The organism is Micromonospora sp. NPDC005163 (assembly GCF_053599835.1).
On record NZ_JBSFYP010000017.1, the window covers coordinates 72,686 to 86,753 of the forward strand.

Annotated in this window: 4 protein-coding genes; 1 reads left to right on the plus strand and 3 read right to left on the minus strand. The window is 67.6% G+C overall.

Translation table 11 applies throughout. The features are described 5' to 3' along the window. Window positions 1-84: 84 nt before the first annotated feature. From ACWD6N_RS14485 to ACWD6N_RS14495, 3 genes are read right to left on the minus strand one after another with little or no spacing between them, the layout of a single operon-like run. Complete coding sequence (locus ACWD6N_RS14485) at window positions 85-1,359, minus strand: protein kinase domain-containing protein (protein WP_450004880.1); 1,275 nt, start codon at window positions 1,357-1,359, stop codon at window positions 85-87. 51 nt (window positions 1,360-1,410) lie between these two features. After that, window positions 1,411-3,594, minus strand: coding sequence for a UvrD-helicase domain-containing protein (locus ACWD6N_RS14490; RefSeq protein WP_450004881.1), 2,184 nt, complete (start codon window positions 3,592-3,594; stop codon window positions 1,411-1,413). Next, window positions 3,591-10,022 (minus strand): DEAD/DEAH box helicase, encoded by a 6,432-nt coding sequence (locus ACWD6N_RS14495; RefSeq protein ID WP_450004882.1) that lies wholly within the window; start codon window positions 10,020-10,022, stop codon window positions 3,591-3,593. The genes ACWD6N_RS14490 and ACWD6N_RS14495 overlap by 4 nt, the downstream gene beginning before the upstream one ends. Window positions 10,023-10,245: 223 nt before the next feature. Between ACWD6N_RS14495 and ACWD6N_RS14500 the strand changes: the two genes are divergently transcribed. Further along, window positions 10,246-14,067 (plus strand): GTPase, encoded by a 3,822-nt coding sequence (locus ACWD6N_RS14500; protein WP_450004883.1) that lies wholly within the window; start codon window positions 10,246-10,248, stop codon window positions 14,065-14,067. The last annotated feature ends 1 nt before the right edge of the window (window position 14,068 follow it).

Below are 14,068 nucleotides of genomic sequence, written 5' to 3' on the forward strand. Positions count from 1 at the left end.
CACCGACACCACCGATGCGGGCGAGCTGGTAAGCAGCAGGTGGCGGAGGATTTCAGGCTAGGGGCATAGCCTGTCTCGGATGAATTAGCGGATCGAGAGCGGATCGATGGCGTCGGTGGCCTCGCCCATCTCAAGCTGGCAGGCGATCGCCTGATGTCGGCACTCCTCGACAAGATCCTGCTCCCCGCCTGGCTGGTCCAGGTCTCGGGCCAATGCCTCGAAGGCGTGACGGGCCTGCCGGAAGTCACCTGCGAGCATCAAGAGGTTCGCGAGATCCACTCGTAGCGCCACAATCTCGGTGGTGAGCCGCTCACGGCCTTGCGGCACCACGTGGAGAGCCCGCTCCAACATCTCGGCAGCCTGCACGAAACGCTCGCTCTCGGCGAGTTCCCTTGCCAGCGCCCGCACCTCCACCAGGTTCTGCGGGGATCTCTGCGGCGGCACCGAGACGGGAGCGGTGAGCGGTGCAACGCTGGAGAACCTGATGTCCGTTCGGGCGGCCACCAGCCCTGGAGATTCGCCGCTATCGAGGAAGGGCGTGACGAGCTGGCGAACCTCGTCAGCCGACGCTGGCCGTTCCGCTGGGTCCTTGGCTAGCAGGCAGTAGATGAGGTGCGCCAGGTCGTCGGGCACGTCCGATCGATACTCAGTGATGATGGGAATTGGCGAATCGATATGGCGGCGCATCAGGTCTGGGGCGTTCGCCGCCTCATAGGGAGGGTTACCGCCGAGCATCTCGAAGAAGATGCAGCCCAAGGCGTAGAGATCGGCCGCCGGCCCTACCGGGCCACCCTGAGCTTGCTCGGGTGCGATGTAGGCGGGGGTGCCGAGCGTTCGACCGGTCGCGGTGAGGCGTGACGCTTCGGCCGGCCCGAGCAGCGCGGCAACGCCGAAGTCGAGCACCTTGATTACCCCGGACGGGGTGATCATGAGGTTCTGGGGTTTCAGGTCACGGTGCACGAGGGAGGCTGCGTGGGCGGCCATGAGCACCGAACAGACCTGCATGGCGATGGAGGCCGCCTCGCCGACAGGCAGTTGTTCCTGCTCGGCGATGTGATCGGCGAGGACGATCCCTGGCACGAGCTGCATGACAAGGTATAGATCCTCACCGTGTACGCCCAGGTCGTGTACGGCCGGCACGCCGGGATGGTCGAGCCTGGCGGTCGCTCTCGCCTCCCGCCGGAAACGCTTGCCCGCCGTCTCGCGCTCCTCCTCCGGCACGTCCAACTGCCGGAGAAACTTGATCGCCACCGGCCGGTCGAGTCGCTCGTCGAAGCCGGCCCAGACCTGACCCATTCCTCCGCGACCGACCGGATACGTCAACTCGTACCGGTCACCGATACGCTCCCCCGCCTGCACCCACAGCCTCCCCGAATCGCGCGTCGACCCCGCCTGAGCAGGGGCCGGCCATCAGGTTAGCTGTCGCTGTACGAGTCGCCCGGTCAGGAACGGGCTGGGCGTGCCGTGCCAGAACACCGCAAGCTCGTCGCGCGAACGAGTGGCGGCGACGAAGAGCAGCGACCGGTCGCGCTGACGTTCACGCTGGTAGCGTTTCGGGTCAGTGTCCCGGTACCTGTTGATCATTTGTCGAGGCATCAAGCCGTCGCTGACCCCAGCGATGATCATGCGCTGGTACTCGAGCCCCTTGAACCGGTGCATCGTGCCGATGTGCACGCCGTCAGGCCGCTTCGGGCCGTCAGGGCCAATCTCGACCACCGACAACCCGTCAGCCTCCAACCGGCTGATGACGTCCGCCGCCAAGTCCTTGGTCGGTACGCAGATGGCCACCGAGCCGTCGGTCGGGTTGCCCCAACTGCGGAGCTGCTCGACGATCAGGTCCCGTTCCTGCGCCCAGGTCGGGGCACCATGGAAGACCGGGCGGCCGCCACGTAGCAGCGACCGGTAGCCCGCCAGGTCCTCCTCACCGCCGTCGAGGTCGTCGTACACCTCGCCGGTCATGATCTGCAGGGCATCGGCGAGGATCTGCCGGGTGGTGCGATAGCTCAGCGTGAGCCGGGACGATCGACCGCGGATGTTGACGCCGAGGCTGCTCAACGTGACGTGGTTGTCGTAGATGCGCTGGTGGGTGTCGCCGGTGAGGAACATGTCGTCCGGGCCTGGCGCGACCATGGCACGCAGCATCTTCCAGTGCGCGGCGCTGAGGTCCTGCGCCTCGTCGACCACCACGTGGCGGTAGCGCGGGCGGTAGAACCCGCCGGACGACTCGCCGGCGACGCCAGTGTTCTGGGCCGTGCGGTCCATCTCGAGGCGGGCGGCCCGTTGTGCCACCTGGCGCCAGGTCCAGACGCCGCGGTTCTCCAGCCAGGTGGTGAAGCGCTCGGTCAGCTGCCAGATCTGGTCCCGCTCGATCCGGGAGAGACTGCGGCCGCGGTTGGGGCGGCGGGCCTTGAAGTAGTCGGTCCGCGAGTTGAGCACCTGACCGAGGATCACCTGGGTCCACTCAGCAGCGAGGAACTCCGCCTCCCAGGCGGTCTCCCCGGTCTCGATGAGGAACTCGTCCCACAGCTCGAGGACGCGATTGTCGTCCACCACGCGCCGGCTGCCGCCTGCCTTGGCTTCGGCCACGACCCGGCTGGCCAACCGGTCGATGTTGACGATGTCGACGCGCGACACCAGCTCCTGCCCGCCCAACGCCATCAGTCGGGTACGCAGGTCGGCTGCCAGGTTCCGGTTGAAGGTGGTGAGCAGGATCGGCTTGTCCACCCCCGGCGGTAGCTGCCGGGCGAGGTGCGCCACCCGATGCAAGGCGACGATCGTCTTGCCGGTGCCCGGACCACCTCCGACCCGCGCAGGGCCGTTGTAACGGCGTTCGACCAGCTTCCGCTGGGTGGGGTGCAGGAAGATCTGCCACCGCTCGAAAGCCTCGCCGAGCATCGCTTGCAACGCCTCGTCGTCAGAGGTCACCTGCGTGGCGGGGCGTTCCACCGCCGCCTCGAAGTCCTCGGGATCGACCGGCTCATCGGCGCGGACCGGGTCGGTGACCTGTTGGAGTACTTCGTCGTAGGGGGTGCCGTCGAAGAGCGCGAAGAGCACATCGGTGGTGAGCTGCGGCGCCCGGTCGAGCAGTTCCAGAAGCTGCGCCTCGGTCGTCAACTCCCGGATCTGCGGCAGCAACGGCTCGGAGACGCCGAGCTCCAACAGTTGGGCGTCGGTGTACGCCTGAAAGAGCGGCTTCTGCGCGGGCTCCGGTTCGACATCCGGCGGAATGACCCGGCCGATGATGCTGTCACCGACGGGTGCCATGTCGATGACCTCGATGCCGCCGGTGACCCGGTTGATGCGGTACGCGTAGCGGGTCAGGTCGTCGTACACCTCACCGCGGTGCTTGACCGCGACTAGCAGGTAGTCGCGCTCGGCGATGTGCAGCAGCAGGGCGCGATAGTCCTTGTTGACCCGAGCGGACATCAGCCGGGAGTCGCTGTTGAGCGCCTTCAGATTGAGCCCAGGATTCTCCGGATTGTTCCGGAACTTGTGCATGAACTCGTAGACCGCTCCGATGTCGGCGCGGGTGAGCTTCATGACCTCCTTGTCGGCGCGGTCCAGCATCCGCAGGGTTGTTGCTCCGGTGCTCATCGACGTTCTCCCCCGCTCGTCGCCCTGATCTCCGCCACCAACGTGTCAACCGACCATTCCCGAGCGGTACGGGCGTGCCAGCCCGCCTCCGCGTACGCCCGATCGCGGTCTTCCGTCTCCGGGTCGTCGGACCGGCCGGTGAGCACAATGGCGATTCGTCGATCGGGCCAGGCGAGTTCGGCCTGCCAGCCCTGATCACCCAGCTCGTAGCCGACGACCGGTGCGGGCAGATTCTGCCGGGCAAGTTGCTGGACGAGCTGGTCCAGGGTGTTCTCGTCCGGGTCCAGGTAGCGCAGAATGTCCCGCCACGGGGATTCCTTGTCGAGCGTTTCGGGCTCGGCGGCTGCCGGCTGCGCCACGACGCCGAGCCACGTTGCCGTCTCCTCATCGAGCGGCAGCGCGCGTTGAGCCAGCACGAGTCCGGTGCCCTCGGTGACCGCCATCGAGGCCGGCTCGAATTCGTCGAGGGCGGAGACCGTGAGCTGGCCCGCGTCACCACCACCGTTGGTGAGGAACTGCACGACATTGCCCCACGCCAGCCAGGCGGCCCATCGTTCCTTGTGTCCCTCGCTGGCGACGGCGGCGGGCAGATCGTCGAGCACGGTGAGCGCGGACCATGTCGGCAACGGCTTGCTCCGCCCGTCAACGACGACCGTCACCGGGCAGTCGGCGTTGTCTCGGGCGCGGGCGAGCATGATGTGGCGCGACGTTGTGGGTCCGGGGAGGGGCTCTCCGCGCAGCGCGGGAACCAGCCTTTCACCGACGCCACCGGAGTCGGTAGCGGTGTTGTCCCGAGCCTGCTTGAGCATGCCCGCCAAGGTCGCTTCCGCCCGGCGCTGCCATCGAATGAGATCGGGATCGGCGAGGAAGCGCATCAGCTGCTCGATCGGGTTGACCCAGATGGTCTCTTCGAGTTCGTCCGGGTCCGCACCCGGAAGGAACTGCCGGTATTTCTCCCGCGCTGCCTGCTTGCTGACTCCGCCGTACGGGGTCCACCGCCCCTGCCCGTCGGTGCTGCCCCAGGTCTTGACGTCGTCCCAGGTGGCGGCGAAGACCAGGTAGCCGTGCGCACGTAAGCGGGCCCGCTTCTCCGCGTCGTCGGCGAGCCGGTTGTACTGGGACGAGGCGTGGTACTTGAAGCCGTCGAGATAGACCGCTACCTCGGGGGACGGCGCGTCGAGGCGTTTGAAGTGGACGTCGGGCCGGGTGCCTCGAACGGTGTTCTGCAGTTTCATCTGCCAGTGGGTGACGCTCTGGCCGTTGTCGCGGACGAACCGCAGGTCGGCGATGCGGGCGCCGTCATGGTCGGTCCGCCGGTCGATCCGCAGGCCCGAGTTGGGTGTCTCGCCGAGCGCCAGCAGCTTGGTGAGGAAGCGCAGCTCCAGCTCGCTCTCCACCTGGTGGATCAGCGAGATCTCGTCCGTGCGGGTGCCCTCCTGGACGTCCCAACTGTCGAGGAGCTTGTCCAGCATGCCCAGCGCCTCATCGCGACTCATCAGGGCGAAGTGCTCGTTGCGCGCGTGACGCAGTAGGCAGCGGTGACACACCGCCCTGCCCTCGTGTCGGCAGACGCAGTCGGCGATCCGCTGCCGAGCCAGCTCGAGGATTGCGCGGAACTCCTCCGGTTTGGCGAGGCGATGCAGGTAGCCGGTGCCTTGCGGCTGGGTGTCGTAGACGACCACGAAGTTGCGCGTCCCGTCGCTCTGCCCGTCCGGCATGGTGGCCGGCACGGCCTGAAGGTGCGCGGGGTCGCCGCCGTACTGCGCGGCGATGCCGAGGCGGATAGCGGCGGCGAAGGACACGATGCGCTCCTGCACGACAGCGGTCGCCGCGGGGATCAGGATGCGCAACGCCTCGGTTTCCAACTCGTGGGCCAGGATCAGATCCACGTGGGTGTCCGGGGCAGCCGGTGAACGTCGGTACGGGCACCAGGGGCGGTGGTGCTCGGCACCCTGTACGACGGTCGATCCGGAGGTCTGCGCGGCGAGTTGTTGGCTCACCGCAGGCGCACCGTCGACTGTTGTGCCCCCGCAGGAATTGCAGGTGTGGAACCGGTTGATGCGCACCTCATCGCCAGCGAAGAGTTCAGCTGCACGGTCGTAGCGCTGGGCACCGAGGTTGAAGTGGCGGATCATCGCGTGCCGGCTGTAGTCGACACCGAAGGTGTCGTGAGCGTGGCGCCAGGACGAATCGACCTTCGCCGGGTCGACGTCGACGGCGACGGCGGTCGCGTAGAAGCGCCGGTCCCGGTCGTCGCTGTCGTCGCGGATGCGGGCGTCGTCGCGCTTGTCGCGGCTGAGCACCCGGGTCGGTTGAAGGACCTGGAACAGTCGTCCATGATCGGCGATGCCCGGGTCCGCACAGCGCGGGCAGGCGCTGGTGTCCTCCTTGGCCAGGTGGGTGCGGACGTAGCCACACTGGGCGCAGACCCGCCACTGTTCGTACGCCGGCCGGTCCGCCGGGCCCACGTCGAGCCCCGAGATCTCGTGCTTGTAACCCCGCACGTAGTAGCTGTTTCCAGGGGCGATCTCGATCAGCGCCTGGCGGGCGGGGCGTCCGTACTCGCGGAGCTCGCTGTGGAACCGGCGGTCGCCGTCGGTTTTGTCCTCCCAGGTCAGGGTGGCTTCCAGGTCGGTCCGGGTGTCGATGAGCGCGTAGTTCGGCAGCAGACCGAACTCGACCAGAGTGCCGTGAGCGGCAGCCGCGCTGACCTCCCGCAGACGGCGACGGACCGCACCCTCCTCCGCCTTCAACATCTTGATCTCGCGGGCGTGGTCCGGGTCGCTGGGCACCAGCGTGCCCCGGGCCGTGGCGAGTTCCTGCATCCGGCGACGCAGGTCGGCCAGCCGAGACTCCCAGACCTCGTCGGCTTCCTTGACCCGGTGGACGATGCCGTCCACCGCGAACTCACGCAACTGGTCGGCGGCAGCCCGCAGGACCTTGTCCCCGAAGAGCGTCAGGAACTCCTCCACCAGCCGGCCACCGTCGCGTCGGCCAGCCTCAGCGAGGCCGGTCAGCCACCCGGTCGGACCGAACAGCACGTGCGCCCGCCGTGGCATCGGCAGCACCCCGGTCAGGCGGCCGCGGGCAGCCATATCGATCAGGTGGGCGAGGTACTGGCGACGCAGGATCTCCACGGCGGAGAGGAAACAACCGGGCGGGACAATCTGACCAGCGATCATGTCCCGCGGGTCGGTGAGGTAGTAGCGGTCCCGCTCGGACCGCCCGACCAGGGTCAGCACCAACGCGTTGCCGCTCTTACGGCCGGCGCGGCCCGCCCGCTGGACGTAGTTGGCCGGGCCGTGCGGGAGCGACGCGAGCACGACCGCCGAGAGGGCGCCGATGTCGATGCCCATTTCGAGGGTGGGCGTGCAGGAGAGCACGTTCGGGTCGGTGTAGCGCTCGCCGTCGCGGAACTGCTTCTCCACCGTTTCCCGCTGCGCGCGGGTGAGCATGCCGGTGTGTTCGCCGGTGACCACGCGGAACACCGGGCTGTCCAGGTAGAGCCGCCGGTAGTAGTCGTCGGCAGCGGTGTCGTCGTGGGCGGCCTGGAGCTGACCGCGGCAGCGGTACTGCCGGCAGGGCTGGCCGATCCAGTCCGCCACCCGGTCGGGGTGCTCCGTCTGCTGCCAGTGGCAGGTGTCGCAGCCGACTCCGGCCGCCGCGGCGGACGCGTCGTCGAGCCGGGTCACCCGCAGGTGGCCGGGCATCAGCCCGTACACCGTGTTGCCGTCCTCGGTGTCGCCGACGGCGACCACGTCGGCAGCGGCGAGTGCCGGCAGCAGGCGGGTGAGGAAGCCGGCGGCGTCGCCGGAGTCGAGGCCGAGGCAGCGGGACGTCCAGTCCTGGTACCAGTTGCCGCGCGCGGTGATCACGTCGAACTCCGAGCGGGACTTGGGCGTCGCGAGCAGGAACGTGGGCGCGGACAGGCCCTTCGGGAACGCGGGCATGCCGGCGGGGCGGCCGCCCCAGACCTGCCAACGGGTGCCCCCGCGCTTCAGGTACGGCACCAACCATTCGTGGTAAACCGCACCGCGGGTACGCAGCCGTTCCAGCAAACCACGGAGGAAGGCGAGGTAGCGGGCGTCGTCCGGGGGCGACCCGGCGATGTTGCCGGGGCCGGTCAGGTGGACGTCCCGGCAGATCGCGGCGGCTCGCGCCGGGTCGTCGAGGGCAACCTCGACGGCGACACTGCGGGTCAACTCCAGGGTGCGGCCCTGGCGGGAACGCAGCCCGGTCTCCATCACGGTGGCGAAGACGAGCCGCTCGCTGATCAGCTCCCAGGTCTCCCGGCTGCCGGTGTGCTCACCGGCGAGCAGGCTGTCGACACCGGGCTGGTCGTGCAGGTCCGGCGGCACGACGGTGGAGAGGATCTCCGGCTGCGCAGCCGCCTCGATCATCTTGGCGAAGAGGTCGTCGAGCCCGATCGACTCCCCGGCCTCCAGCCGGCTGGCGAGCAGGGAGCGCAGCGAGAACGAGTAGGACCGGTTGGCGACGAAACCGGCGCGGTGCGCCGCGTCCTGAACCGAGTCGTTGAAGAGCAGCGTCTTCTTTTCGGCCTCGTCGAGTTCCCCACCGGTGAAGAGCTGCGTGATCGCCACCGAGGCGAGGGTGGCCAGGCCGGCGCCGAGGAAGCGGATGCCGTGGTCCAACTCGCAGGACGGGCAGCGGTCCTTCTCGGCGCCGTCGATGTCGAGAACGTCACCGAGCACCACGATCGCGTCGTCGGTGGGCTCCCGGTCCCGCTGTTCGTCGAAGGGGCGCACCCGACGGCCGTACTCCAGAACCAGCAGACCACGGGAGCGCTGGCGTACCTCGTCCTGGGTCGCGGCGATCAGCGCGCGGACCCGGCGCTTGTCCCGACCGACGCTGGCTCGGTAGATCTTGTCCGGGTCGGTCTCCAGCTCCTGCGGGTCCTTCTCCGGCGACAACGCCATCCAGCCGGAGCGGCCGCAGTGCCGGCAGTAGATGGCCGGTAGCCGGGGGTAGCGGTTGTCGGCCACGACCACGTCGGCGTCGGTGGCGTACGGGTCCAGCTCGCGCGGCGCTTCGCCGTACCAGCCGAAGGCGGCCTGGTGGGAGGTGCCGCGCAGCAGGCGGGAGACGGCGCGTACCCACAGGTGGGTTTCGATGTTCAGTAGCGGGCGGCCAGGAGCCTCCGGGTTCTGCGCCACGGAGAGCAGGCCGACGAACCGGGCGAGAGCCTTCGCCGTGATCTCGGGCGGGGTCTTCATCACGCTGCCCCAGCCGGTGGCGTTCTTGCGAGGCAGCACATCGATGATCTCGTCGAGGGTGCACGGCCTCGCCTGGAGCGAGTCGAGCACCGCCTTCGTCAACGGATGCTGACGGAGCAGATCACCGAGGCGCGTCGGGTCGTCGAGACAGCGCTCGCCGACCACCAGCTCAGCGACTTCGGCCATCATCTCCTCGGGATCGCGGTCGTCGACGGCCGCGAGCTGTTCCGGGCTGGGCAGCGGCAGGTTGAAGTCCTGGCGGGCGATGAACTCGCCGGCCTCGTACCGGTCCTCCCCCACCAGCGACCCGGCGTCGAAGGCGACGCCGAAGACCTGCTCGGCGACCTCACGGATCGCGGTACGACCGTCCCGGCCGCCGCCCTCACCGAGCGTGGCGGAGGTGGCCACGGGACAGATCGGCCCGAGCGGCCGCTCCGGCTCGTCGAGGTCGAGCGCGGCGGCGAGCCGGCGCAGCAGCATCGCCACGTCGGTGCCCTGCGCACCGTCGTAGGTGTGGAACTCGTCCAGCACCACGTACGCCGGCTCGGCGCCTTCCCAGAGCGGCAGGTCGTCGGCGCGCTGGAGCAGCAGGTCCAACATCTTGTAGTTGGTGATCAGGATGTCGGGCGGCGTGCGGCGCATCTCGGACCGCTTGGTGAACACGTGCGGGTACTCGATCGCCGCGACGTCGCCGATGTAGAGACCGGCGGTCACCTGACTGAGCGCCGGGTCGGAGAGCAGCTCGTTGATGCGCTGCGTCTGGTCCGTGGCCAGGGCGTTCATCGGGTAGAGCAGGATCGCCTTGATCCCGGCTCGGCCCTGCTGCTTCTGCCGCCGGCAGTGGTCGAGCACCGGGATCAGGAACGACTCCGTCTTACCCGAGCCGGTGCCGGTGGTGATCAGGGTCGGTTCGGCCGCCTTGCCCTTCGTCGACAGCCGGACGAACGCGTTCGCCTGGTGCAGGTAAGGGGTGAAGTCGGCCGGCGCCCAGTCCAGGTGCGCCCGCCAGTCGCCCTCCGCCGGGCGGAAGGGGGTGCGGATCCGCAGGTACGGGCCGCGGAAGATGCCCTGCTCCGCGTGGGAGAGGAAACCTTCCAGGCCCTGGCGTACGCCGTCCTCGGTCAGGCCGAAGGTGGTGGTCAGGTACTGGGTGAGGGTCCGACGCAGGGTGTCGGCGGCGATGGTCGGCCTCATGAGCGGATCACTGCCGCATGCTACTTCACCCCTTACCTGGGCTGACCTGCCCGACAGCCCTGGCGGCAGGGTTGAGTCGGATTCAAGACACCCCTTGCCGTCGATCACCGCCTAGGCTCCGCACCCATGTCCCCCACGCCCCGAGTCCAGCTTCACGCTCATTCAGATCGACCGACACCCCGTAGACAAACTTCTCGGCAAGCGTTGCGCCGGGGAGTTGGCGGTGCGTTCGCGCCGTGGCCGGCCTGCCAGCGAATTTGATGACGAGTTGATGACAGAGGTGGTGTCGCTCGAGGAGGCCGTTCGATTGGCCGTCGAGCAGGGACACGCGGAACTGACGCGCCTGGATGACATCACGGACGACTTGGTCGGCGCGTTTGCGCAAGGGCAGCGCGTCGCGCCGTCCTCGTCTGGCTTGATCACCCGACTGGACGACTTCACTCGTGGGTTTCCGGGGGAAATGCGACGTCACCTCGATCGTGAGCGCGAGTCGCTCGGGTCGTTCAACATCGCGTTCTTCGGGCGTACCGGCGTCGGAAAGAGCACCCTGCTGTCGGCGTTCGGCCAGCTCGACGGGGAGTATGTCTCACCGGGTGTCAGCGATTGGACCACCGAGGTGCGTCCAATCGAGTGGCGGGATTGCCGGCTGTTCGACACACCCGGGATTAACGGCTGGGGACGCACCGAGAGCCGCGACGATCTCGAGGCTAAGGCCCGCGAGGCAGTCGAGATCGCCGACATCGTGCTTCTGTGCTTCGACAACCAGTCTCAGCAGGAGATGGAGTTCGAGAAGATCGCCGCCTGGATCCGCGACCACGGAAAGCCGGTGGTGGCTGTCCTCAACGTCCGCAACCCGCGCTGGCGCCACCCCGCGAAAGTTCCCGAGGCTCGCCGCAGGAATTTGTCTGAATCGGTTCGCCAGCACACCGACAACATTCGGACCCAGCTCGTACAGATTGGCCTGCCGGACACTCCGATCGTGGCAATCCACAGCCGGCGGGCGTTGTTCGCGCGCGCCACGACCCCCTTCCAAGGTCCGGCCCAGAAGGACTTCCACCACGAGCGGGAGGAGTTCGGGAAGGACTACCTCGATCGCTGGTCGAACTTCGGAACGCTCGAGCGCCTGATAGCCACCTCAATCGCGGAAGGCGGCGCCGATCTCCGGCTGACCGCGCTGCGCGAGGACATCCGACCACGGTGCCGCCGAGGGGTCGGCGAACTCGAAGACCTGGCGGTCGAGATCGAGCAGGAAGCGGAATCCCTCGAACGCGAGGTCGAGTCGCTGTTCGCCGTGTTGGGCTATCCGGACGACGCCGAACGCGCCCAGTGGTTGCACGATGCGGCTCTCAGCGCGGATCTGGTTGAAGTGTCCGAACTGGCGCGAGGTCGCCCGTACACGTCGCCGGCCAAGGGTGCATTGGACCGCTTCGTCCGGCACCTCGCTGCCTCGCACCTTGCGGGATGCGGCCGACAGGCGAAGGCCAATGCGGATGATCTGATCCGGAGGGCATTCGACGAGCACACAGCGATCGACGAGTCGAAGTTCACGAAGGTTGTGTTCGATCAAGGTGCCATTTCCGCTGCGGCGGAAGCCGTTTGGGCGGATCGCCGGGCGTTCCTGCAGCGTGAGCTTGAAGTCGCGGTGGACCATAAGCTCATCGACAGCGGGCCGGCGGTATCGCACGCCGCGATGATCCTCGGCGACGAGGGCGGCGGTGTGGCGGGTGATGTCGTCAGGGGGGCGGGCATCGCGGTGGGTGTGGGCGCCCTTGCGGTACCTGCGTTGGCCCTCTTCTGGAACCCCGTAGGTTGGGTCCTCGGCGCAACTGCCGTGGGCGTCGGGATCGCAGGACAGCTCCAGCAACACTTCGGCAAGAAGATGAGCCGGCAAGCGTCGGAGCGAGCACGAGAAGCGAAGGCTCAGGCAATTGCAGACTGCCATCGCGCTGTGGATCAGACGTTCGTCGATTACGAGGATGCCTTCGTCCGGGACAGCCGGGAAGCGGCGTGGACGTTGTTGGCTTCTGCGGTCGGCGAGTCGCTCCGCGCTGCGATCGAGCTTCGCATGGCGCGCAGCCGGATCGTGCCGTTGATCGACAGCCTGCAGACCTACGCCGGTTCGATCAAGCCCGCACCCGCTGTGGCCGACGTCCTGCTGCGGGCGCAGCGTCGGATGGGGGAATCCCCGGCCGAGGTGACCCGGGCGTTGTTGGGCGAGGACTGGCTCGAGTCTGTCGTCGACCACCAATCGGCGCAGATCGACCGTGCCGTCCAGGAGACGTACTCGAGTCGCCGGGAGGAGGACCGCAGCCGGCTGACGCGCGCAATAGCTGCGGCATGGAGCGCGCCGTCGACGGCGAACATCCACTCGTGGCGAGACGACCTCGAGGACGCGGCCCGACGCGACCCGGCGCTGTTTGATATCGCACGAACCTTCTGGCGCGTCGACGGAGCCAGGCCAACTCTTGCCGTTCTCGGTGACTACAACTCGGGAAAGTCGTCGTTGATCCGTCGGATCGTGGTGGACAGCGGCCGGCAACCACACGCAGCGTTCGACATCCGGGCGTTGCCCGCGACCGCAGCCGCGAACCGCTACCAGTTCCCCCGGTTCGATCTCGTGGACACGCCGGGCTTGCAGAGCGGACACGACGAGCACGAGACCGACGCGCTCGAGGCGATCGCCGAGGCCGCTCTCGTGTTCGTCGTCGTCCACATCAATCTGCTGGTCGGCAACACCTCGATACTGGAAGAGCTCTCGCGCGGCTCGGAGTCGATTGCCGCAAAAGGCGGGCAGATGGTGTTCCTCGTCAATCGGTGCGACGAACTGGGCGTGGATCCGCTGACTGCACCCGAGGCGTTTCTCAACCTCCAGAACCGCAAACGCGAGGAACTGCATGCAGCCTTCGCCGCTCGTTCCATCGACGTCGAGATCGACAGGATCCACTGCTTGTCCGGCGATCCGTTCGGCCTGGTGGGAGGCGATGCAACGGCAGAACCTGGTGATTTCGACGAGAATCGGCTGTGGGACGGCGTGACCGCATTGACGAGCGCCATATCAGGTCTCTCCGACGAGCAGCTGTCCGCTGCGGCGTCGTCCGCCGCCTTCGATGCGGCGGTCACCGACCTCAAGCGTCACCAGCACACGCTTCACCAGGTGCAGGTCGACTGCACGAAAGACCTGCGTCGCTCGGGACCGGTGATCGCTACCCTCCGGGCTGCAGTGAACGACGCCGTGGTCCTCGAAGGTTCACTGCGAGAGGACGCCCGCCGTATGGTGGACCGCCACCTGGTAGCGACGAAATCCGCAGTCGCGAAAGTCGACCGGAAGGACGGCCAGAAGCTGGAGAACCTCGTCGACTCCTGGTGGAAGGCTCCGCAGTTCGAAGCTGATCTCGAACGGCACCTTGCCGACGCGGCCCGCAAACTGGACGAGTGGCACAGTGACCACATATCAGCGATCGGACGCGAGATGCGCGCTGCTGAGTTCCAGGTGAAACCCGAGCTCGCGGCAGAATTCAAAACCCAGGGAAACGCTTGGCACGAGGATCTGACCGAGGGTGCCGGTAACGTCGCAGGAGCTGCGGCGCGGCTTGCGAAAGCCCTTGGAAATCGGGACGCGGTCTACGCGATCGGCAAGCAGTTCGGCCACAAGTTCAAGCCGTGGGGTGCGGTGAAGGGCGGCGCCAAGGTTGCCAAGGTCGGGGTCGTCCTCGGGGTCGTCGCTGCCGCCGTGGATGTCGCGGCGATGGCCAATGACATCAAGAAGGCTGGGGAACACGAACACCAGCAGGAGTCGGCGTTGCAGGCGATCGACGAGAGGGCTGCGGGGATCGTCGAACAGATCGTGCACGGTGCGCAGGGGGAAGGTCCTGTCGGATACCTCGAACAGCGGACCAACGAGCTCGAAGCAATGCTCGACGAGCACCTCGATCTCGAATCGTCGATCAAGGAACGGATGGACTCGGCGAAAGCGCAGGCCGAGGTGGTCGTGGCCTTGATCGCGGCCGCGGACGAATTGATCGGCACACCGGGGAGGAACGAATAAC